The sequence below is a fragment of the Chitinophaga sancti genome (genome assembly GCF_034424315.1).
GTDB lineage: Bacteria > Bacteroidota > Bacteroidia > Chitinophagales > Chitinophagaceae > Chitinophaga > Chitinophaga sancti.
Genome location: NZ_CP139972.1, coordinates 2,297,831 through 2,320,861 on the forward strand (window position 1 = coordinate 2,297,831; position 23,031 = coordinate 2,320,861).

Annotated in this window: 18 protein-coding genes; 6 read left to right on the top strand and 12 right to left on the bottom strand. The window is 44.0% G+C overall.

What is annotated here, in order from left to right; genetic code table 11:
* The 4 genes from U0033_RS08785 (at nt 1) to U0033_RS08800 (ending at nt 5,980) form a co-directional block, all read left to right on the top strand.
* The gene (locus U0033_RS08785) at nt 1-1,419 is read left to right on the top strand and encodes a PKD-like family lipoprotein (protein WP_072364716.1); all 1,419 of its coding nucleotides are present in this window, start codon (nt 1-3) and stop codon (nt 1,417-1,419) included.
* A gap of 19 nt (nt 1,420-1,438) precedes the next feature.
* On the top strand, nt 1,439-2,548 hold the full coding sequence (locus U0033_RS08790; RefSeq protein WP_072364718.1) for an AhpC/TSA family protein: 1,110 nt from the start codon (nt 1,439-1,441) through the stop codon (nt 2,546-2,548).
* Nucleotides 2,549-2,706: 158 nt separating this feature from the next.
* A complete protein-coding gene (locus U0033_RS08795) occupies nt 2,707-3,294 on the top strand; it encodes an RNA polymerase sigma-70 factor (protein ID WP_177318706.1) in 588 nt (195 codons plus the stop codon).
* A 220-nt stretch (nt 3,295-3,514) separates the two neighbouring features.
* Nucleotides 3,515-5,980 (top strand): discoidin domain-containing protein, encoded by a 2,466-nt coding sequence (locus U0033_RS08800; protein ID WP_072364720.1) that lies wholly within the window; start codon nt 3,515-3,517, stop codon nt 5,978-5,980.
* A 188-nt stretch (nt 5,981-6,168) separates the two neighbouring features.
* Here U0033_RS08800 and U0033_RS08805 read toward each other — a convergent pair whose 3' ends face one another.
* On the bottom strand, nt 6,169-6,336 hold the full coding sequence (locus U0033_RS08805) for a hypothetical protein (RefSeq protein ID WP_177318707.1): 168 nt from the start codon (nt 6,334-6,336) through the stop codon (nt 6,169-6,171).
* Nucleotides 6,337-6,903: a DUF6934 family protein gene (locus U0033_RS08810; RefSeq protein ID WP_072364721.1), complete on the bottom strand. Its 567-nt coding sequence runs from the start codon at nt 6,901-6,903 to the stop codon at nt 6,337-6,339.
* A 548-nt stretch (nt 6,904-7,451) separates the two neighbouring features.
* On the opposite strand from U0033_RS08810, the gene U0033_RS08815 reads away from it, so the two are divergent.
* Both U0033_RS08815 and U0033_RS08820 read left to right on the top strand, forming a co-directional pair.
* Nucleotides 7,452-9,809, top strand: a complete 2,358-nt coding sequence (locus U0033_RS08815; RefSeq protein WP_072364723.1) for an ABC transporter permease — start codon at nt 7,452-7,454, stop codon at nt 9,807-9,809.
* Nucleotides 9,810-9,913: 104 nt separating this feature from the next.
* Nucleotides 9,914-12,172, top strand: coding sequence for an ABC transporter permease (locus U0033_RS08820; RefSeq protein ID WP_245801853.1), 2,259 nt, complete (start codon nt 9,914-9,916; stop codon nt 12,170-12,172).
* Here U0033_RS08820 and U0033_RS08825 read toward each other — a convergent pair.
* The 10 genes from U0033_RS08825 to U0033_RS08870 all read right to left on the bottom strand — a co-directional run bounded on the left by U0033_RS08825 (nt 12,169) and on the right by U0033_RS08870 (nt 23,030).
* Nucleotides 12,169-12,636 (bottom strand): hypothetical protein, encoded by a 468-nt coding sequence (locus U0033_RS08825; RefSeq protein WP_072364726.1) that lies wholly within the window; start codon nt 12,634-12,636, stop codon nt 12,169-12,171. The two genes, U0033_RS08820 and U0033_RS08825, sit on opposite strands and share 4 nt — an antisense overlap.
* Before the next feature lie 21 nt (nt 12,637-12,657).
* Nucleotides 12,658-15,153 carry a phosphoenolpyruvate synthase gene (gene ppsA, locus U0033_RS08830; RefSeq protein WP_072364727.1) on the bottom strand — a complete coding sequence of 832 codons (2,496 nt, stop codon included), beginning with the start codon at nt 15,151-15,153 and terminating at the stop codon, nt 12,658-12,660.
* Nucleotides 15,150-15,596 carry a MarR family winged helix-turn-helix transcriptional regulator gene (locus U0033_RS08835; protein WP_072364729.1) on the bottom strand — a complete coding sequence of 149 codons (447 nt, stop codon included), beginning with the start codon at nt 15,594-15,596 and terminating at the stop codon, nt 15,150-15,152. The genes ppsA and U0033_RS08835 overlap by 4 nt, the downstream gene beginning before the upstream one ends.
* 200 nt (nt 15,597-15,796) lie before the next feature.
* Nucleotides 15,797-16,891, bottom strand: coding sequence for a TlpA family protein disulfide reductase (locus tag U0033_RS08840; protein ID WP_177318708.1), 1,095 nt, complete (start codon nt 16,889-16,891; stop codon nt 15,797-15,799).
* Between the two features lie 108 nt (nt 16,892-16,999).
* Nucleotides 17,000-18,151, bottom strand: coding sequence for a TlpA disulfide reductase family protein (locus U0033_RS08845; RefSeq protein WP_083571811.1), 1,152 nt, complete (start codon nt 18,149-18,151; stop codon nt 17,000-17,002).
* Nucleotides 18,152-18,156: 5 nt separating this feature from the next.
* On the bottom strand, nt 18,157-19,044 hold the full coding sequence (locus U0033_RS08850; RefSeq protein WP_072364733.1) for a S1 family peptidase: 888 nt from the start codon (nt 19,042-19,044) through the stop codon (nt 18,157-18,159).
* Nucleotides 19,045-19,050: 6 nt separating this feature from the next.
* The gene (locus U0033_RS08855) at nt 19,051-20,163 is read right to left on the bottom strand and encodes a TlpA disulfide reductase family protein (RefSeq protein ID WP_083571812.1); all 1,113 of its coding nucleotides are present in this window, start codon (nt 20,161-20,163) and stop codon (nt 19,051-19,053) included.
* Between the two features lie 5 nt (nt 20,164-20,168).
* On the bottom strand, nt 20,169-20,666 hold the full coding sequence (locus U0033_RS08860) for a TlpA family protein disulfide reductase (RefSeq protein ID WP_072364735.1): 498 nt from the start codon (nt 20,664-20,666) through the stop codon (nt 20,169-20,171).
* 2 nt (nt 20,667-20,668) lie between these two features.
* A complete protein-coding gene (locus tag U0033_RS08865) occupies nt 20,669-21,673 on the bottom strand; it encodes a DUF1735 domain-containing protein (RefSeq protein ID WP_072364737.1) in 1,005 nt (334 codons plus the stop codon).
* Complete coding sequence (locus U0033_RS08870; RefSeq protein ID WP_083571813.1) at nt 21,660-23,030, bottom strand: RagB/SusD family nutrient uptake outer membrane protein; 1,371 nt, start codon at nt 23,028-23,030, stop codon at nt 21,660-21,662. The genes U0033_RS08865 and U0033_RS08870 overlap by 14 nt, the downstream gene beginning before the upstream one ends.
* Nucleotide 23,031 lies beyond the last annotated feature (1 nt).

Genomic DNA, 23,031 nt, shown 5'->3' on the forward strand with positions numbered 1-23,031 from the left:
ATGAAAAATCATCTCACAGCAATTATCTGTTTCCTGCTGCTGACAGCCTGTTATAAAGACAAGGGGAATTATGATATTAAGATGCCGGCCACACCTGTGGTCAGCGGGCTCGATTCAATATACAACGCAGTAGTGGGTGATAGTCTTATCATCACCCCGAAGATCTCTATTGAAGGGAACGATTCATTGTTACTGGAATGGCGTATCAGTGCACCGGAAAGCTCCACTGGTTTTTTGAATTTCACCGGTCCTTCCCTGCGGATGTTGTTTGGCTTACATGCAAACCTATACTCGGCTCGCCTTACTGTGTACAATCGAAAAAATGGCATCCGGTATTTTTATGCATTCCAGATCCAGGGGGTAACGGAATTCACTGCCGGCACCACAGTGCTGAGTCTTGACAATGGAGTAAGCAGGCTTTCATTCATCACACCCGCTGGTGAACTAAAACCGAATATCTATGAAACGGTGAATGGGCATAGCCTTCCCCCCGATCCTTTGTCATTATTTTATATGAAAGATCAGATGCAGGGAGATATGGCGCTGGGCTACTGGATTATTTGTAAGAAAGGTGGTGTAAGACTAAGTGTAAGCAGCTTGCAGGATGACCCTACCTATCCCCATACACTGGCCGGCAATTTCTTTGCTGCGCCTGATAGTATGGTGGTTGGGTCCATGCAGCAGGGGAACAGGGCATTCCTCACAGGTGTGATCAATGATAAGTTCTATGCGGGCTTTACACTCACCTGGAACCAGGCAGCTACCTATGGTATGTTTGGCGATTATGCAACTGGTACCTATAACCTGGCAGCATCCTTTGTCTCCACTTTTATCAATGGCCAGTATTCTTATATCGCCTTTGAAAAAGATAAGCAACAATTTGTACGCATCAGCGGCACACCCTATTACTATGGCACACAGTATACCACCACAAGTACGGCAGCATTTGATCCTACCAATGTAGGTATGTCACTCATACACATGGAACAGATCAATGGCGGTGATTGCTTTGCTTATTGTAAAGGAAGCGATGGAACAGTATATGAATTAAAATTCACGGTGAGTTTCACGAACAGTCCGTACACATTTACACCTATACATAAACGGGCATTTATACAACAGGACCTGATCAATGAAAATACCAAATGGCAGGCAGCTATCAATGGCGTGCTTTATATCGCAGCTGGTGAAAAGGTGTATCGCTACAATCCATTAAACCAGGAACTGCGTGCGCTGGAAACATCTTTCAATGGCAACAAGGTATCTATGATCAGGCTCTCCGACAACCAGGATACACTAATAGCAGGCGCAGGTACTTCATTGTATTATATGGACATCAGCACGGGTAAATATGGCGTGCTGACAAAAACAATCACAGGTATTCCCGGACAGCCAATAGATATGGCCTGGCGTCCATAAATATTAAAATCATTTCACTATGCATAAATTCATATTCACTTTACTGCTGCCGGTAATTGGCGTAGCACAACAAAAGAGTTTCAATATTCAGGGTACAGCCCCGGCCACTAAAAATGGTTGCAAAGTTTACCTGAACTATCAGATTGATGGCAAGCTGCTCTCAGATTCTACCGTGGTAAAGAACGGGCAGTTTAATTTCAAAGGCAGCGTGAACGAATTGTCTTATGCCCGCATGGTATTCGATCATGAGAACAAAGGTAGCTATTGGGTACTTAACATAGGAGATCGTTCCTACTTTTACCTGGCCAACGAAACCTACCAGGTAGCTATAAAAGATTCATTAAAGAAAGCAACATTCAGCGGTGCTCCTACCCAAAAAGCATATGCCAGTTACCTGTCAAAAATAGGTGGTGGGTTCATGAACATCATCGATTCTGCCAACCAGGAAATGAGTGCTGCTGAGCCGTCTGCAGTTCCGGCAATCAGGAAAAAATACGATGATAAATTCGCTGCCATGCGTGATAAAGAGAAGATATTCATAAAAGGGAACCCAAATTCCTACTTCTCAATCGTTGCCCTGACAGATGTATCGAACAGCGCACCTATGAGTGAGGTAGAGCCCTTGTTTAACAGCCTGGGCGAAAAGGTACGTAATACTACCCCGGGCAGGGAAATGAAGGCCCGTATAGTAGCCACACATACCATACAGGTAGGTCTGGCAGCACCTGATTTTGAGCAACCGGATGTAAATGGTAAGCCGGTTAAACTCTCTGATTTCCGGGGAAAGTATGTGCTGGTAGATTTTTGGGCCAGCTGGTGCCATCCCTGCAGAGAGGAAAATCCTAACCTGAAGAAAGCCTATGGAGAACTAAAGGACAAGGGCCTGGAAGTGCTGGCAGTATCACTGGATGATAAGCAGACCAGGAATGCCTGGATCAAGGCGATTGAGACGGATGGGCTGCCATGGATACATGTTTCAGACCTGAAAGGCTGGCAGAACCAGGTAGCCGTGTTATATGGGATAAGAGCGGTGCCGCAGAACTACCTTGTTGATCCGGCAGGGAAAATTGTGGCGCAGAACCTGAGAGGCCCGGAACTGAGCACGAAGCTGGCGGCTTTTATACATTAAGCGGGGCTTCATACATCAACCGGTCATTTTCATCCATTCACTATCCTTGCGAATTCCCCCTATTTCATAGGTGTATCATATTAATCTATGATACACCTTTTTTTTTATCATAATTTTTTATACTTTTCTTTCGAGCTTGTTCATCTAACAATTTTTACTTGGCTAAACCTGATATTGCATTGGAATCATTATCTGACCAACAACTGCTGCAGCTGCTGGCAGGGGGAAGTCAGCCGAGCTATACTGTCATTTATGCACGGTATAGTGAAGTGCTTTTCAGGCATGCCTGTAACATGCTCGAAGACCGGGCAGAAGCAGAAGATGTGATCCAGGAGGTGTTCCTGATGCTTTGGACAAAAAGATCGGAAGTAGCGGCAGCGAAAACACTTTCTGCTTATTTATACACCAGTGTGCGCAATCGCATCCTGAACCATATCACGCATCAGAAGGTAGTAGATAAATACCTGGATAGTATGCGTAATTACATGGAAGCAGGTGCGTATACCGCGGATGAATTACTGCGGGGGAAAGAGCTGGCCGCCGTGATAGAACGTGAACTGGAGGCAATGCCGCCTAAAATGAGGGAGATCTTTTTGATGAGCCGGAACGAGCAGTTATCGCATAAATCCATTGGGGAGTTGCTGAATATTTCTGATAAAACAGTGAAGCAGCAGGTATATAAGGCGGTGAAACAGCTAAGGGGTAGAGTGGAGAATTTTTTAAAGGTGATCCCTTTGTTGCTTTGAAACTACTTCTTACAGACTTTCTCCTCCTCCCGCCCTCTCTCCTTTGAAAATTATTCTATATTTGCCCCGATTCCTATGTGCGTTTTTTCTTTCCCTATCACTAAAAAACCACATGAAACTGTATCAGGCATATCCTATGTAGGTTTTATCTTCCCATATCAGTAAAAACCGCATAAGACCATATTGGATTGCCTATGTCTATCAAAATAACCTAATCAACATGAAAAAAACAGCTATCTTATTGATTAACCTGCTCCTCGCAGTTTATTGCTCCGCACAAACCCCCGTAGCCATTAATGGCCAGTTGAAAGTGGTCGGCACCAAACTTTGTAACAAAAACGGCTACCCTATTCAGCTCAGGGGTATGAGCACCCATGGTATCCAATGGTATGCCAGCTGTATCACAGATGCAGCCCTGGATACCCTCAAAAGTGACTGGGGTGCAGACATTGTCCGCATTGCCATGTATGTACAGGAAGATGGTTACGAAACGAATCCATCCTACTACACTTCCCTCGTTAAAAGTTATGTAGACAAGATCACGGCCCGTGGTCTTTATGCACTGATCGACTTCCACATTCTTACGCCCGGCGATCCTAATTACAATACCGACAGGGCGAAAACCTTTTTCACTGATATTGCCAATACCTATAAGAACTACAACAACGTGCTGTATGAAATATGCAATGAACCAAATGGTGTTACCTGGGCAACTATCAAAAACTATGCAGACCAGATCATCCCTTTAATCAGGGCGATAGATAATGACGCGGTGATTTGCGTAGGAACAAGAGGATGGTCTTCACTGGGTCTTTCTGAAGGCAGCACATCCCAGGAGATCCTGAACAATCCGCTTAGCTACACCAACGTGATGTACAGTTTTCACTATTATGCAAAGAGTCACCAGGATTATTACATCAATCATCTTGACTGGGCATCTGATCGTCTTCCAATCTTTATAACAGAATTTGGCACACAGGAATCCAGTGGCGACGGCCCCAACGACCTCACCATGAGTCAGCGTTATATGGATCTCTGTAAAAATAAAAAGATCAGCTGGACCAACTGGAACTTCAGTGATAATCCGTTAAGCGGTGCGGTTTGGAATAGTGGTACCTGCTCCGGTAATACCTGGACGACCAGCAAGCTGAAAGAAGCAGGTGTGTTTATCCGCAACAATATGCGTACAGCCGATGATTTTGGATCTACTAACAATGGTACGAATATCGCCCTGGGGAAAACAGTGACTGTATCTTCTACAGAAAGTTCCACCACATCACTCGTGGCTGCCAATGCAGTAGATGGCAATTCATCTACCCGCTGGGCCAGTGTTGCCGGCACAGATCCGCAATGGATCACCGTTGACCTGGGCAATACTTACAGCATCTCTGAAATAAAGATCAACTGGGAAGCTGCCTATGGCAAGAATTTCCTCGTTCAGGTATCTTCAGATAACAGCAGCTGGACAACGCTCAAAGATGTGCAGGGCAATACATCTGTCAGTAACGATTACACGGGCCTGAGTGGCACAGGTCGTTATATCCGTATTTATGGTACAGCAAGAGGTACTACTTATGGTTATTCTATCTACGAACTGGAAGTTTATGGTACACTGGCCAATACATCCAACCTGGCCTTGAATAAAACAGTGACTACATCTTCAGTAGAAACTGCGGGGTTGAAAGGTAACTATGCAGTAGATGGCAATACCGCCACCCGCTGGTCATCTACCATGTATGCAGATCCGCAATGGATCACGGTGGACCTGGGTAGTTCTTATATCGTTGCTGAGGTAAAACTGACCTGGGAAGCGGCTTATGCCAAAGATTACCTGGTACAGGTTTCAGCAGACAATACCAACTGGACAACTGTAAAAACAGTGAGTGGCAATGCAAGTCTGACGAATGATCATACCGGCTTATCTGCCAGTGGAAGATACGTTCGTATCTATGGTACTGCCCGCGGTTCTGCTTATGGATATTCATTGTATGAACTGGAAGTATATGGCACAAATGCCAGCAATCCAAACCTGGCATTGAACAAAACGGTAAGCACATCTTCAGTAGAAACTGCAGGGCAGGAAGGTAAATATGCGGTAGATGCAAATACGGCTACACGCTGGTCATCTACTTTGTATGTTGATCCGCAATGGCTGACGATAGACCTGGGTAGCAGCTATAGCATTGGAGAGGTGAAAATAAGTTGGGAAGCAGCATATGCAAAAGATTACCTGGTACAGGTATCTGCGGATAATACCAACTGGACAACTGCAAAAACAGTCAGTGGTAATACGAGCCTGACGAATGATCATACCGGCTTATCAGCAACAGGCAGGTATCTTCGTATTTATGGTACGGCACGGGGTTCTGCTTATGGCTATTCTATCTATGAAGTGGAAGTTTATGGTAATAGCAGCAGTGCAAGGCAGGCGGTAAGTACCAGTAATAAATTGCAGGATATTACGATCTATCCGGTGCCGGCACATGACCAGGTGATGATCACGCTTCCTGCAAGTGATCAGAAAACATACATTAGTCTGGGTGATATGAGTGGCACAAAATACCGGACGATCAGCACTAACGAAAAGACCTATAATATGAATATCAGTAAATTGCCTGCTGGTATTTATTTCATCATGATCCAACAGGGAGATCAGCGAACAATTAAGAAGATAGTGAAACAATAAATGTAAAGAGTTTGTATCATCAAATGATGCAGTAATTTATTGATAAATTCAGAGGTTGTATCAACCGTAATTTGAAGGTATTGAGAATAATTCTCTTCCTCAGGTACCTGGATTAAACCCGGGTAATTTTACGCCTGGTACAACCTCTGATTATTCTACCTCAAGCCTGGTTTATATCTTCCCCTTCTTTAACGAACCACATCCCGCTTACGCTCCTTTTTAAGATTTAGCATCGGTGGATTTTCCCGCCATTCTTTAAATTCTGCAAATTTCCTAACAAATTCTTCCGGATCTTCGTCTATATATCTCAGAATATACTGCCGGAGGATTTCTACTGGATTCTGTGTAACTAACATTTATATTGATTTTAATTTTAAAACGATGTAATTGTACAAATTGCTAACCGGAATATTCAATTCCTTACTTAACAACACTGTCTCAGGAAAAATCTCATCAAAATTAAATGGATTCTCATATTCCATTGAAACAGGAGCGTTCAACCGTACATATAAATTCAATCCATAAACTTCAAAATACCGGCTCACCTGCTCAATTTCCCGCATAATGATATCATAACGCAAATGCTCCCTGTTATCATTATTACTATTTATGCCAATTAGACGATCGGGATGTAAGGTTAAATATTCCATCGCAAAACGCATAACCGTCGAAAGAACGATGGAATAATCCGCAAACACTAATTCCGATCGGCTGTCGATCCTGCCCTTGTTATCTACAGGTCCTAATTTAAGTTCATACACATGCTTTATAAATTCATGTTCTTCATTGTCAATTTGTATCCGCATATTTATAACTCTTCCATCCTGCAAAGCAGTTCTGAAATCTAAAACAGCAGGTTCTTTAATTGCAGACCTAGCTCCATCGTAATAATGATCATGATTACTTTCTTCAAATTGTGACATTTTTTATGGTTTTAAATTAAACAATGAACGATCATTAAAAACAAAAAACACCTGAAGTACAGATCACTCCGTACTTCAGGTGTTTATGTAATAATTTATCGCAGAAAAATATTGTAAACTGAAAGTAGTTCTAAATTACATCAATCTTCAAAACAAAAAAACAAATCAATACCACAAACAAAAAAAATATCAATACTCACCCATCGTAACCCTCAAATCCGTTATCGCCCCATCAAAGGTTCTCAATCTCTCTCCTAATTCCTCCCCAACGTACATCCGGCAGATTCAGGTTACCGCAAATAAATAACACTATATTAGGCCTATTCTGGGCTAAAGCGGAGGATGCCTTTAAAAGAAGGCATAACAATAGCGTTTTAAAACGTGGATAGAACATGGCTATAAAATAAAAATTCTGTATCATTAATGTACAGCATTTGTCCGCAACCGGACAAATCCCAGCCAAACTACCACTATAATGATTTAATATTCACCCGTTTATGTTCCGGCATTGCCTTTGAAGCGGAGCGTACTGACTGAATAATTCACACATGTTCAAAAATTACTTCAAAATTGCATTTAGAAATCTGCTGAGAACAAAAACGTTCTCCTTTATTAATATCACAGGCCTTGTCATGGGCATGTCGTGTTGCATGCTGATTTGCCTGTGGATCTACAATGAAGTAACTTTTGACAAATTTCATCAGCACCGGGAAACCCTTTACCAGATTTATAACCGTGCTACCGTAGATGGTAAATTATTTTGCTGGAATTATACACCCAAACCACTGGCAGCTGCACTCAGAAAGGACTACCCGGGCATTGCAAACACCTGCCGCACCAGCACCCGCACCTGCGTAACCGTTGCTGGCGACAAAAAGATTTCTTCAAAAGCAATGACCGTAGATACTTCCTTCCTGAACATGTTCACTTTCCCGCTCCTGAAAGGAAATAAAGCCACCGCCCTGAACGACCCGAATGCGATGATCGTAACGGAAAAGATGGCAATGAAAATGTTTGGTACCACCGATGTCATCGACAAGGTTATTTCTATTGACGGAGAAAATTTTAAAATCACAGGTTTATTGAAAAACCTGCCAGTCAACAGTACCTTTGATTTCGAGTGTCTCTTCTCCTGGCTGAACTGGCAGGCCAAAGGTCAGGATGACCATAACTGGGGGAATAACAGCATATCCACTTATGTACAATTGACACCCAATGTAACTGAATCCGCCATGGATAACCGTATCAAAGAGGTAACCATCAAGAACTCCAATGGTGAATTACCTATCGAGGTTTTCCTTCATCCTATGAGCAAATGGCATTTATATTCCAAATTCGAAGACGGTAAGATCACCGGTGGCCGTATCGAAATTGTGCGCTTCTTTGGGTTCATCGCCATTTTCATACTCCTAATTGCATGTATCAATTTCATGAACCTCAGTACTGCGCGCAGTGAAAAACGTGCGAAAGAAGTTGGTATACGCAAGGTAGCCGGCGCCATGAAAAAATCCCTGATCAGCCAGTTCCTCATAGAATCTATATTACTCACTGCCATTGCCGGCATACTGGCTATCATACTTGTGTTCCTGACACTACCTGCATTCAATCGCATGTTAGACCAGGAACTAGTACTCCCTTACGGTACCCTTGCTTTCTGGACCATACTCCCTGGCTTTATTCTTTTCACTGGCCTGCTTGCAGGCAGTTATCCTGCATTCTTCCTTTCTTCACAGCAACCAGCCGGCATATTCAGGGGTTCATTCAAAAGAATAAATGGCACAATCAGTCCCCGTAAAATACTGGTGGTTATCCAATTTTGTATTTCTACTATCCTGATCATATCCACTGTCATCATCGTACGCCAGCTGGATTACGCGAGAAACCGAAATTCCGGTTTCACAGGAGACTTGCTGATATACCATGAACTCAATGCAGAACTAAGCAAAAACCGGCACCTGGTGAAGGAGGAATTATTATCAGCCGGACTTGCCTCTTCCGTTACTGCTACCGCCGGCAAGCTCACTGAAACATACAGCTCTACCTGGGGTATATTCTGGAGAGGTAAACCGGAAAAAGATAATACCATATTTGAACGAAAATCAGAAGAAGGCGGCCTGGTAGGAACTGCAGGACTCAAATTAATAATGGGGCGTGATATAGACCTGGTCAAATTTCCGTCCGATTCATCAGCTGTACTTCTCAATGAAACAGCAGCTAAAATAATGGGCTTCTCCAACCCTATTGGAGAAACAATTAAAGACGAAAACAGGGTGTACCATGTAATTGGTGTATTCGGAGACATCGTGTTCGATTCTCCTTTTGAGAATAACAAACCAGTGCTCCTGTTAGGGCCAAAATACGATTATATGACTACGTTGCACATTCGGCTGTCTCCAGCCACTGATGCTGTGAAACAAATGGCCGAAGTCGAAAAGATCTTTACCAAATACTGCCCCAGCTATCCATTCGAATATCATTTTGTAAACGAGGATTATGCGAAGAAATTTGAGGATATGCAGCGTGTAGCAAGATTAACTACGCTCTTTGCCATACTGACGATCTTCATCTCCTGCCTGGGTTTATTCGGCCTGGCCAGTTATATCGCAGAAGGCAGGGTTAAAGAAATTGGTATACGCAAAGTATTAGGTGCTTCAGCGATGAAGATCATCACATTGCTCACGAAAGATTTCATTGTACTGGTAGCTATATCACTTGTCATCTCAGCACCTATTGCATGGTATGCAATGCACAAATGGTTGCAGGGATATGCATACAGGATCAGTATTGATTGGTGGATCTTCGTGGGCGCAGCAATATTAGTAATGCTGATATCATTGTTCACTACCGGCTATCATGCCTACAAAGCCACACTGGCCAATCCTGTAAAAAGTCTGAAAGCAGAATAACTATGTTCAGAAATTACCTTACAATAGCATGCAGAAATTTGCTACGGACCAAATCCTTTTCCCTGATCAACATTATCGGGTTAGTGCTGGGTATTGGGTGTTGTATGCTGATTTGCTTATGGATCTACAATGAAGTAAGCTACGATAAGTTTCACAGGAACAACGCTAACCTGTACCAGGCATGGAACAGAGGCATTTTTGATAATAAACTGCAATGCTGGAATTCTGTACCTAAGCCACTGGCTGCCGCACTGAAAGATGAATATGCAGGTGTTCAGAATACCTGCCGTACAGATACCCGTTGGTTCGTCACTGTTGTAGGTGAGAAGAAATTCTCTTCAAATGCACTCGTGGTAGATCCGGCTTTCCTGTCTATGTTTAGCTTTCCGCTGATAAGAGGGAATGCAGCCACCGCACTTAAGGATGTATTTAACATTGTGATCACGGAGAAAATGGCGGCTAAGATGTTTGGAACCGCCGATCCGATGGATCAGATCATCACGATCAATAAAGATCGCTTCAGGGTAACCGGGATCTTAAAAGATCTTCCGTTAAACAGTACATTCAAATTTGAATTCCTGCTGCCCTATAATTATTACGTCTATTTGTCAGGGTCTGATGATGCCTCCTGGAGCAATAACTCCATCAATGTATTCGTTCAGCTCGCACCAAATACCAGGGCCGAAACAATCAATCAACAAATAAAAGATGTCACCAAAAAACATAGCGGTGGTAAAGAACAAACCGAAGTGTTCCTGCACCCTATGAGCAAGTGGCACCTGTATTCAAAATTTGAAAACGGCCGCATCACCGGAGGACGTATAGAAATAGTAAGGCTGTTCGGGATCATTGCTGGTTTTATACTGCTGATTGCCTGTATCAATTTCATGAACCTGAGTACAGCGCGTAGTGAAAAGCGGGCAAAGGAAGTAGGTATCCGCAAAGCAGTCGGGGCACAGAAACAATCACTGGTATTTCAGTTCCTGCTCGAATCATTGCTCCTGGTAAGCATCGCAGGTATACTGGCAGTGATAGCAGTATTTCTCGTATTACCCGGATTCAATGTACTCATCAACCAGGAACTGACATTGCCCATCGGCAGCTGGATCTTCTGGTTAACGCTGCTCGTTTTCATTTTACTTACAGGCTTACTGGCAGGCAGCTACCCGGCATTTTTCCTTTCTTCCTTTCATCCTGCCGGCATATTCAGGCGTACTTTCAAAAAAGGACGGGGTACGATCAATCATCGCAAGATCCTGGTAGTACTGCAATTCTGTATTGCCATCACACTCATTATATCTACAGTCGTAGTCGTTCGTCAGTTACAATACGCACGCAACAGGAATGCAGGGTATAGCGGAGAACAACTCATGTATCACTGGAGTAATACCGAACTGGTTAATAATTTCCAGGCACTGAAGAGTGAGCTTTTAGCTTCGGGTAATGTGATTTCCGTGACCCGTACCGTCTCCCAGTTGACAGAGCAGTTTAGTTCCTCTACATCCGTATCCTGGCGGGGAAAATCTCCGAATGATAATACTGACATCGAACGTGGTGCACAGGATGAAGGGCTGGTTCGCACCGCTGGTTTGAAACTAATCATGGGCCGGGATCTGGACCTGACTAAGTTCCCCACTGATTCCACGGCTGTGCTCATCAATGAATCAATGATGAAGGTGATGGGTTTTAAAGACCCGATTGGAGAAGTGATCCGTGAGTTTGATACAGATTATCGTGTGGTTGGTGTAATTGGTGATTATATATTTGGATCTCCTTATGAACATACACATCCCATGATCATAATGGGAGCCAGCAAGATGTTTTTCAGTGTGATTCATATGCGGCTGGCAGCAGGTGGAGATGTCATGAAACAGGTACCGGCAATAGAAAAGATCTTTGCAAAATATAATCCCAGCTATCCGTTTGAATATCACTTTGTAGATAAGGATTATGAATTGAAATTCCTGGATATGACTATAGTCGCGCGTTTAACAACCTTATTCGCGGTGCTGACAGTACTGATATCCTGTATGGGTTTATTTGGGCTGGCTAGTTATATGGCAGAGGAGCGGATCAAAGAAATAGGGATTCGTAAAGTACTGGGGGCTTCAGTGCCCAGGATCATTAGTCTGCTGACGAGAGACTTCTTGATACTGGTAGGTATTGCCATCCTGGTAGCGGCACCAATCGCCTGGTATGCGATGCATGAATGGCTGCAACAATATGCTTACAGAACGATCGTAGAATGGTGGGTGTTTGTAGCCACAGGCTTATTGGTCATCCTCATTTCCCTGCTCACGACCGGCTATCATGCATTCAGGGCAGCGCTGATGAATCCAGTAAAAAGTCTGAAAGCTGATTAAAATAAAGAAAGAATGGTTCTTTCTTCTTTGTTAAAGAGGAAGATATCCCCTTCCTTTTTCCCTTGCAGCAATTTTGCTATGGGTGACAAGGGAGAGAGAAAAAAGATGGTCTCTTCATTGATTGTTTGTTTGCCCAGGCCTGCGGCGATAAAAAAGGATTGCTCCTTACACCTGATAAAAGCACCTGGCTGGGCGCTGGTATAGATTTTCCCGGTATTTACTTTTTGTAATCTATCCAGCTCTGATTTATTTTCTTCCTGCTGGCGGGCATGCATATCTTTTTCAAGATGCCCCATGGCCCTGCCAGTTTCGTATTTATCACCTGCGGAGCTTTTCTCTTCGCTGTTAGCCGCTTCCTGCGCACTGGCAATCATTTGCTTTGCCTGGTCGATGCGTTTATTGATCAGGTCTGATCCTGTTTGTTTTAAGGTGGTTTTGAAGGCGATCATCTCCTGGCTTGTCATACCTGTTATATTTTGAATTATTTATACAATTACCTCTACATACCCATCCGTACCATTCACCCTTATCCGCATACCATCTTTAATAATTTTAGTGGCATTTGCCACGCCTACTACTGCAGGTAAGCCATACTCCCGTGCAATCACTGCACCATGGGTCATTAAACCGCCGATCTCAGTCACAAGTCCTTTCACTGCTACAAATAAAGGCGTCCAGCTGGGATCAGTAAAAGTAGTCACCAGGATATCCCCTTCTTCCAGACTGGCATCTTCCATGTTCAGGATCACACGTGCTCTCCCTTCTATTACCCCGGCGGAAACAGCCAGCCCGGCAAGTGCATGAGCAGGAAGACCCGCCCTGTCGTACGTACTGCTAATGATCTCCCCATCGGAAGTCATTACCCGCGGCGGTGTCATTTTTTCAAACACTTTAAATTCCGCTTTACGTTGATCAATCAACTGCTCATCCAGTTGATGAGTACGAACCAGTTCCCGCAATTCATCAAAAGTAAGATAGAATATATCCTCTTTCTCATGAATAATATTTGATTGAACAAGTTCTTCCACCTCTTTTAAAATGGCCTGCTTATAAATATCATACCGGCATATCTTGGCGTATTTAGGAAATTCGCGGTAACCGATGAAATTCCGGATCAGGCAGATCTTCTCTTTTGTCTCAGCAGCTTGTTCTTCATGCAGGCGGGCTAATAATTCTTTCTCCTTATGCTCAGCTTCAATTCTACCCTTCTCAAATTTGCGTTTACTTTCACCGGGAGCAAAGTTCCTCGTATTACTTAATATCAGCGGTGCCAACATTCCCGGTTGTTCGCGCCAACGGGTTTTAGTAATATCGATTTCTCCGACACAACGCATACCATACCTGTCAAGGAAATCTGCGATGGCCTGCCAGGCCTTCTCATTTATTGCTTTCAATTCATTTAAGAAATGTTCACCATGTTCCGCCTGTAAAAACGCGATCACTTCCGGGAAAGGGAGAATCGCATCCGCAACATCCAGTAATGCCAGCCCCATTTCAGAGGTAATATTATCAGGAACAGATTGAGAAATAATATCAGCTACACCTTTCTCTCCTAACCATTCAAACATCTTCTCATTCACCCAGGCGGAGGCTTCCATGCCTGCCATGATCACTGCAAGGCTTTGCTGGTTAGAAAGGTTATTTTTTAAAGCCTGCAGGTCGTTTTGAATAAAATCAAACAGGTCAACTCCCTTTTGTGCCTGGATATTTTGTTTTAATGCTTCGATAGATGCCAGCGTGGTTTTCATTAAATCAGCAACGATCGCCGGATCATTTTCCACCTTCAATTGTGGACGTGTCGGAACTGTATCGCCTGTTGGTTTAATATAACCTTCCCGTTCTACGATGGTGATCAGCGCATCTCTGAACAATGGATCATATCTACCAAAAGTACCGATCAGCATTTCCCGGCTGGCGGGCTGTGATAACTGCTGTGCTACGTCGATGAACAGCCGTCCGCCTGCTGTGCACATACGGGCCGGGGTGGTCATTAAAAAGAAGGATAAACCCAGGGGCTTCATGGCATCGGTCATCATCTGGTTATGTCCAACAGAAAGATACACATGGTTATCCGAATCATTCGCTGACGGAATAGGGAACAAGGTTGTAATGGGGCGGCTCTGTAGCATATAAAATACTCCACTCGCCAAACACCATTCAATATCCTGTGGCTGGTCAAAATGAGCCTCGATTTTGCGCCCTAATTCATTGAGCGCCCTACATTCATTATCCGTCAATACAGGCGAATTTTGGCGTTCTTTTGGGATTTCCTGCTGTATTGTACCCCCTTCCTTACTGGCGACTACCTGTAAATGCTTTCCCCCTATGTTCCTGTCGATAATTTCGTTTCCTTTTACTTTATAGTGATCAGCATTCACCAGTCCTCCGACCAGTGCTTCACCCAGCCCGAAACTGGCATCAATTGCCACCACTCTCCGATCTCCATTCACGGGATCTGCTGTAAACATAATGCCCGCTACCTCCGGAAATATCATTTTTTGAATGACCACAGCCAGCAGCACCTTACTATGATCAAAACCATGCTGCTCCCGGTAAACCACCGCCCTTTCTGTAAACAGGGACGCCCAGCATTTACGGATATATTGCGTTATATCCTGCTTCCTCACATTCAGGTAGGTATCCTGCTGCCCTGCAAAGGAGGTATTGGGCAGATCTTCTGCCGTAGCACTCGATCGTACCGCATAGGTGAGATCTTCTAACTTTGCTATCACCGCCACAATTTCCCCAGGTACAGGCTGAGCTTCAATAGCCGCCCTGATCCTTGCACAGGAAGCAGGGATGTTATCCTTATCAATTTGGATCGCAACATCTTTGATGAGATCCTGGTAAACATCCGTAGTGATGCAAAACCCTTCCGGCACCTGGATCCCATCTATCTTTAGCAATTCCCCCAGGTTCGCTCCCTTTCCTCCTGCTAATGATAATTTAGTATGGTCAATTTCCCGAAAATCCAGTATCATAATTTATGGGTTGTCTCGTTCATAATATCAATAGCCGCTGTAAAGTACTTCTCCAGTACCTTCAATTCCTTATTGGAAAAGGATGCGAAGAGTTTTTCTGATTCCTTCCGGAATTCTTTATATAGTGGCTGTAACAGTGCCATGATCTTCTTAGTATCAGGTACGATCATCACCTTCCGCCTGTCATCCTCCGCCAATTGCCTTTTCACCAGTTTCTTCTTCTCCAGCCTGTCAATCAATCCTGTGACAGCACCTGTCGTCAAACCGGAAAGGGTCGCCAACTCTCCCGCTGTCATGGCTCCCTGCTGTAATAAAAAGCCCAGGTATTTATGATCCGTACCGGATAGGCCCGCCTTCCGGCCTATGGCCTCATGCATTTGAATGGAGGTGTAGGCGTATGCCTGGCTGAGCCGCCTGATTTGCGTGATGACTTCGGTTTCCATATATCTTATTGGGTAAATATCTTAGCCACTAAGATAATAATTTAAATACAAAAAAGACAATGTTCTTTCAAACATTGTCTTTTTATGTTAATGTTATCTATCGGGCAATAAAAACGCCCTGTTTCCTGCAGGCACGCCAGCGGTAGAGTCGCCGAAGAATGCCTTGATAAATAAAGGGGGCATATGCCCCCTTTATTTACCTACCTACTCAATGTGATCATTTCTGCCAATTCTGCTACCGATTCCTCATCTGTTCCGTTAAATCCTTTCATACTAAACCTTATATATCCCTCCCTATCAATTACAAATTTTGCAGGCACACCATCTACGCCATACTGTTTCACGACTTCGTCCTTCCTGTCACGTAGCACCCTGAATGTATACTGCTTCTTTGACAGGAACTCCTTTATTTCCTTCTCCATACTATCATTATACTCCCAGGTATCTATAAAAAGAAAGACCACTGATGTATCCGCACTATATTTATTAATCGCCTTCTGCATAGCAGGGAATGAGGCTTTACAGGGTACACACCAGGTAGCCCAGAAATCAAGTACCACCACTTTACCTAAATAATCTGCCAGTTTCACGATCTTTCCATCCAGGTCCTTTAACTCAAATAAAGGAGCCTTCGATTTTAAGGTAGACTTGCTGATACTATCACTAAATTCATGCGCGATCCTGGCCTTAATGTCTGATAAATAGGCCTCAAAACCCAGCGTATCTGCACCATGCCAGGCCACATATGCCTGCTTCATCTTTTGCTCAACCACTTTTCCCCCTGCCCTTGCTTTTAATACAGCCGTATAGGTATCCAGGGCTTCATTATACTTAGCCGCTTTCACCAGCATATCTGCTTTCAATGACAGGAGACCGGCTCTGTTCCTTGCCGAACAATATTCCGTTCTATCCGTCAGCCACCGGATCGCTTCTTCGTATTTCCGCTGTTTCTCAAGTACCTCAGTCAATAAAACCAATGAAGAAGCCAGTATCGAAGCCGGTGAAACGCCTGCAGGATTTAACTCCAGGTAGCCCATTACGGAATCTGCTGCCAGTTTTGCGAATCGTTCTGTTTGTGCCAGGTCATTTGCATTTTCAAATGACCTCGCTATCCTGAAATACTGATTCCCTTTTTCAGGACCATATTGCAACTGGCTCACATACTCCTCCACTTTCGCCTGATTGTGATAGTAAGCATATGAAGCCGCAATGTAAGACCTGATATCATCCAGCTTACTAATACTGACACAGTCACGTAACAGCGCCGGAGAATAGCTCTTATAAACGGAATCCATCTTTCCCGGGTCAGGAAGCTTGTAAATATCAGTAATCTGGGCAACCAAGCTTCCTGGATGCCAGGAAATTAACAGGCACAATAAATATATTACTCGCATCGGCTAAGCTTAACTTTTACCAAATACTTCTTCCAGTTTCTGTTCCAGTTCCTCTCCCCGCAGGTTCTTCGCCACTATTTTCCCGGAAGGATCCAGGAGGAAATTTGCAGGTATCGCTTTCAGGTTATACAACATGGCAACCGGACTTGCCCATCCTGCCAGGTCAGACAACTGCATCCATGGCAAACCATCTTTTTCTATGGCCTTCAGCCATTTTTCTTTTCCATCATTCCCTTCATCAAGGGAGAAACCTACGATCGTAAAATTCTTATCCTTAAAACGGTTAAACGCTTTCACTACATTCGGATTCTCATGGCGACAAGGCACACACCAGCTAGCCCAGAAATCAACCAGCACATACTTACCCCTGAAACTCTTTAATGAAATATTCTCCCCTGCCGTATTCGCTGCTGTAAACGCAGGCGCTTCTCCTCCTATATCCAGTACTGTAGCCCGCTTTATCATTCTGCCAAATAATTGCCCCTGTGATGATGCCTTCAATGCAGGATCCAGTAAATCAAATCCCGCTGTTGCCTTTTCTATTTTTGTAGCAGGATCAAAATATGAACGCAGTGAGAGTAAAGACACCAGTGATGCCGGGTGTGCTTTTACAAAACCCAGCACAGCACTGTCTTTCTTTGCTTCCAGCGCTTCGTACCGCATTCTCACCATTGCAGATTGCAGCGAATCTTCCGAGCTATTCGCTGCCGCATATTGTATTTCCAATACATCGACCTTTTTTTGAATGGGTGCCAGCAGGTCCACCAGCGCCTGCTGATCATTGTTCAGTGGTGTACCACCAACCTTCGCATGCTTTAATGAATCAGCTGCTGTAACCTTAATCGTTCCGTTCTCCAGGTACACAGGTACATTGTCACCTAAGCCAATGCTTTGGGGCATAATTCCACCATGTGTTACATACAGAAATGCCTTTTGCTTTGCCGGTGCAGTACCAGTGATTACAAATGTACCATTCACCACATCCACCGTATCAAATACCATCTTACCCGGCAGCATATGCATCAATACAGCTTTGTTATTCTGCTCTGTTGCCAGTTTTTTGATAGACGCTTCCAGCCTGAATTGCTGCGGATCCTGCGCTTTCAGCCCTGCAGGCACTGTCGCTATCGCAAACAGTACATATTTTATTACACTATTCATTTTAATTATTTTGTCATGATTGAATAAATTGATCTTACCGGAATGGTCTGCTTTACGACCATCTGCATTTCCTGGCGTTGCTTGCCATAAATAGAATGTGTACTTGACACTACACCGATTAATGCGCCAAATTCATTGACTATTGGCCCGCCACTGGAACCAATAGCGTAATCAGCCGTGATATCCATCCGTTCTGTATAAGCACCAAATTCTCCATATTTAGCATTCCGGGCTACCTGACCTGATGAAAAATAATAGGGGAAGCCTTCCGGGTGCGAGAGCAGGTAAACCGGCGTACCAACAGGCGCATCATTACCCAGCGCAAGAGGATGAATCTTTACTGCATGTACATTTTTAATGGTGAACAAAGCCAGGTCCGCATTCTCATCACAACTCAATATCTTGTCTATACTAAAAACATTCCCATTCACATCAGATAAGAACAGGGTACTATCCATCTCATAGAATTCAGGTGTCTTCTTCAACAACACCTCAAACACATGCTGATTGGTCACCATCGTACCATCTTCATTGATGGGGAAAGCCGTCGCTGCAATCGAAATGCCTTCAATATTCGTTTCTGTCTTTCTGAAAAATTTCCAGATAACAAATACCTGTTCATGCAATTGTTTCGCCAGCGCTACCGGCGTCATAGGTTTCTTTTCTTTTGCCTGCGTGTATTTCACACTTACTTTCTGTGATGGTAATACATTCACAGATTCAGCCCAGAGTTGCCGAAACCCTTTTACCCCACCGCCTTTCATATCTTCTCTCACATTATTATATACCAGTTTCGTGAACTGATCGTCATCCCTGAACTGTATTGTATCCTGTGCCAGCAATGTATGACCAGATCCTACAAGCATGGCCAATAACACCCATTTTCTAAACATGAATTATTAATTTAAAATTGCAGTCAATTGTTTTGCCAGCTCCTCACCTCTCAGGTTCAGCGCGATTATCTTGCCTGATGGATCCAGCAGGAAATTAGTTGGTAGTGCCGTTATGCCATACAGCTTCGCTACAGATGCTGCAGGATCTATATAATCTACGAGATTCGTCCAGGTATACTGATCTTTCTCTACTGCTTTCTTCCAGTCATCTGCCTCTTTATCTACTGAGAAACTGATGATCTCAAATTGCTTGCTGCTGAACTTTGCATAACTCTCCACCAGGTTCGGACTTTCCCTGCGGCAGGGGCCACACCAGCTGGCCCAGAAATCCAGCAATACATATTTGCCTTTGAAATCAGAGAGATGCTTCTCTGTACCATTCAGATCTTTCGCTACAAAATCAGGTGCGGGTTTGCCAACGCTGAGTTTGAATACATTCTCTATAGACTCTTTATATAATTCTCCCGAAGAGGAAGCCTTGATAGAATCTGACATTGAATTGAATAAATTTGTAGCCAGTTCCACATTGTCAACCGGGTTAAAATTGCTCCTTAATGCATGCATGGCTACCAGTGAATTTGGATGCGACTGGATAAAACCTGCCAGGTTGGTTTGCAGCAACACATCCAGTTGCTTGTAATCTTCCATTAGATTCATTCGCTTTACAGAATCGGGTTCGCTCCTGAACTGTGCAATGATACCGGCCTGTAACTGTTTTACATTTCCCATGCTGCTGATCAATTCCTGCTGATCTTTATTCAGCTGTGAACCGCCTAATTTTGCATGCAGCAGTGAATCGGGCGAGCTCACTTCAATCACGCCTTCCTCCAGGTAAATGGCCAGTTGATCGCTGGAGTACCTGGAATTACCTCCTTGCCCTCCCTGCCGTAAAAAAATATTCACTCTTTGCTTCAGACCAGCCACTCCGGATAATGTAAACTCATTATTCCTTACCTCAGCAGAATCGGTCTGCATGTACCTATTGAAGTACATGATATATACCTTTGCCGGCTCTTTAACATGGCCCAGCTTTCCTTTGATGACAAAATGTTGTTGTGCTTTTGCTATTCCAAATGAACCTGCAAGCACTACTAACAGCATCGTTACTTTAGACATCATACCTATTATTTCAGATTATTTAAGAACTTAATGGTTTCCTTACTGGAAGGCCTTGTCATTGAAAACTGCATGACCCTTCCTTTTTTGTCCAGCAGTATAAAGCGAGGAATTCTATCTATATGAAAATCGGTGGCAAAGGTTGTATCTTTTGCCCACCACTGAATCCCTTCATTGATGGCATATCCGTTCATGCCTCCCTTCCAGCGGTATTCATGCTGGTCTATGGATATACTAATCACCGCTATCTTCTTTTTATTTACTGACTTTTCCAGTTCCCTCAGGAATGGGTATTCCTTTCGACAGGGATAGCACCAGGATGCCCAGAGATCCAGGTAGATATATTTCCCTTTGAACTCATCGAGGGAATGCTGCACACCGGCAGTATCTGAGAACATGTATTGGCTGGCCCGCAGACCGGCTGCATAAGTGGTGGTATCTTTGAGTTCCTGCGCCTTCAGGCAGGAACACCACAGCAGACTGATTATGATGAATGCTTTTTTCATAATTATTGTAAAATGTAAAAACTAAACAAGGCGTAAGCACCCGCACCGTTTCTGGGTGGTGCACTTAGAGGATCCTGCTGATCTGCGACCAACTTTACTCCCATGAGATAGAATGTTCCAGGTTTAAAAGCTGAATAATTACTAAAAGAAAGCTTCAGACTATCACTACTATTCAATGTATTTGCAGCTACTACAGCACTTGCTTTTGTGAGACTATAAGTTCCTTCCGGGAAACGCTCATAACTTGTATACGCTGCTGCAGAAAAAGCGTTGATCAATGAATCGCTAACATCTGTCACTGCATATGCATGCAGTTCGCCTGCCGGAAAGCGAACACCAGCTGCAATACTAATATCCAGGGAAGAAGGTCCAATCACATTCCCTGCTTCATCTTGCGACAGGTAGAAACCCCAGTACTGACTACCATTTCTTGCATACGGATAAGTATACTCAAAAGCAGCGCCGCCATTGACATAGAGATCCACAGCTGTGATAGTCACCATCATTTTAAAGAAGACAACTGAGGTAGCCACCTTTCCACCGTTATTGGCGCTTAGGCGAACGGGTACCAGGTAGAGCGTATTATTTTCCAGGCCGGAGGCATCATTCAATAGTATGTAGAGCGAATCAGCAGCTGTCTTTTCATTGGCCGCAATGCGGAATGTACCATTGAATGAAGGACGAAAGGCTTTTGTGTCAATGGATGGATTTGATTCATTATACAGGGTATTGTATGCAGCAATCAATGAAGTATCTATGGTTGCCGTCACCACCGTCTCTCCGGATGCACTGCCGGTGAGCGATACCGGAAACCCACGGTAGGTCAGTGTTGTATTTCCTGAAGTCGCACCATTCAAACGGATCGCAGAACCTGTTTCGATATAGGAATACTTATACGACCCTAATTCCCTCGCCAGCGCCGTCAATGGATCGTCTTCCTTTTTGCAGGAGAACTGTACGATTATTAAGATGAGGGCGATATATATTGCTGATTTATTGTCTGACATTCTGCACCATATTTGGATTGTTAGCCAATACTGTTTGTGTAAAGGGTACCAGGTACCTGCTGGATAAAGGCGCTAGTGAAGCGATCACGGTACTATCATCCTGCTTGCGGGTCAGGGTGAGTTGGGTATTGGTATTTACGTTGAACCGTTTCAGGTCAAACCAACGTAACCCGCCATGAACAAACAATTCACGCCGCCGTTCTCTCAATACATAAGCCAATGCGGTATCCGCTGAGCTGGCATTGACTGCTGTATAATTATAGATTCTTGTTGCTGCCAGTGTATTCACCAGTGCCATGGCAGCTGCCGCATCACCCTTCCTGGCCAGGCATTCCGCTTTAGTCAACATCACTTCAGGCACACTGACACTGAAATCGGAAAACACGGTGGTGCTGCCATTGTAAGTGGTCGTTCTATAGAAATATCCGCTTAGCCTGGTATTATAACGGCCATCATTGTACGACAACAGGCTATATAGTGAAGAACTGAGCTGAAAAGAATACTTGAATATTGAATAAAAGTTCTGTTCGTAAGCCACTTTTGCCATGAGTACTTCCGGGTTTGTGCGGAGATCAATCAATTGCGTAGGCCCGGAATACGAAGACCTCAGATCTGTCAGGGAGCTGGCCAGCGCAAGTGAGGAATCGGCGTACAGGGAAGCTGAATCATAGGCCGCCATATAGAGATAGGCACGGGATAGCAGCGCATATCCGGCAGCCTTTCCGGGATGAATAATATTCTTTCCCAGGGCAGGCAAATAAGGGTTGTTTACTGCCTGTTTCAGATCAGTGATCACTTTATAGTACACCTCTCTTACCGTAGCTCTTGAGGGTTGTGCGGTTGCATCCGGAGATAGTACCAGCGGCACAGCCAGATCGGTTCCGGCAGTTGCACTATTGTAAGCTGCTCCGTAAATATTTGCCAGTTGCAAATAATACCAGCTTCGCTGAATAAGACTCTGGGAGATCACGTTACTACGATTCTTTTCCGTATTGACAGAGTCCTGTGGTGCGGCATTAATCCTGTTCAGGATAATGTTCATCTGCAGGATGCGGGTGTAAGAACTGTTATACATGTAATCCTCATCAGCAGGATTCCAGACCACCTTTCCCCACAGGTAAGACCGGGAATAAAAATTATCCTGCCCGTTTAATTCGATGTCTGTAAACCGTACATCATCACTCATCAGGTCTGTCAGGATATAATTGCCCACCGCCAGTGAATCTGCATTCAGCATCTCCTGAAAGTCCGCAATGGTAGTAGGGTTTACTGACTCTGTGGAAGGGTTGACGTCCAGGAATTTCTCACAGCCCGTCAACACAATTATGCTTAGCAAAAAACAAATAACTTTATACATT

Bases quoted from the DNA above. Each gene is read 5' to 3' on its own strand.
- U0033_RS08800 (WP_072364720.1), top strand. From the start codon at position 3,515: ATGAAAAAAACAGCTATCTTATTGATTAACCTGCTCCTCGCAGTTTAT.
- U0033_RS08870 (WP_083571813.1), bottom strand. From the start codon at position 23,030: ATGTATAAAGTTATTTGTTTTTTGCTAAGCATAATTGTGTTGACGGGC.
- U0033_RS08825 (WP_072364726.1), bottom strand. From the start codon at position 12,636: ATGACAAGCCAGGAGATGATCGCCTTCAAAACCACCTTAAAACAAACA.
- U0033_RS08860 (WP_072364735.1), bottom strand. From the start codon at position 20,666: ATGAAAAAAGCATTCATCATAATCAGTCTGCTGTGGTGTTCCTGCCTG.
- U0033_RS08840 (WP_177318708.1), bottom strand. From the start codon at position 16,891: ATGGATTCCGTTTATAAGAGCTATTCTCCGGCGCTGTTACGTGACTGT.
- U0033_RS08820 (WP_245801853.1), top strand. From the start codon at position 9,914: ATGCTGATTTGCTTATGGATCTACAATGAAGTAAGCTACGATAAGTTT.
- U0033_RS08865 (WP_072364737.1), bottom strand. From the start codon at position 21,673: ATGTCAGACAATAAATCAGCAATATATATCGCCCTCATCTTAATAATC.
- U0033_RS08790 (WP_072364718.1), top strand. From the start codon at position 1,439: ATGCATAAATTCATATTCACTTTACTGCTGCCGGTAATTGGCGTAGCA.
- U0033_RS08835 (WP_072364729.1), bottom strand. From the start codon at position 15,596: ATGGAAACCGAAGTCATCACGCAAATCAGGCGGCTCAGCCAGGCATAC.
- U0033_RS08785 (WP_072364716.1), top strand. From the start codon at position 1: ATGAAAAATCATCTCACAGCAATTATCTGTTTCCTGCTGCTGACAGCC.
- U0033_RS08845 (WP_083571811.1), bottom strand. From the start codon at position 18,151: ATGAATAGTGTAATAAAATATGTACTGTTTGCGATAGCGACAGTGCCT.
- U0033_RS08850 (WP_072364733.1), bottom strand. From the start codon at position 19,044: ATGTTTAGAAAATGGGTGTTATTGGCCATGCTTGTAGGATCTGGTCAT.
- U0033_RS08855 (WP_083571812.1), bottom strand. From the start codon at position 20,163: ATGATGTCTAAAGTAACGATGCTGTTAGTAGTGCTTGCAGGTTCATTT.
- U0033_RS08810 (WP_072364721.1), bottom strand. From the start codon at position 6,903: ATGTCACAATTTGAAGAAAGTAATCATGATCATTATTACGATGGAGCT.
- ppsA (WP_072364727.1), bottom strand. From the start codon at position 15,153: ATGATACTGGATTTTCGGGAAATTGACCATACTAAATTATCATTAGCA.
- U0033_RS08805 (WP_177318707.1), bottom strand. From the start codon at position 6,336: ATGTTAGTTACACAGAATCCAGTAGAAATCCTCCGGCAGTATATTCTG.
- U0033_RS08815 (WP_072364723.1), top strand. From the start codon at position 7,452: ATGTTCAAAAATTACTTCAAAATTGCATTTAGAAATCTGCTGAGAACA.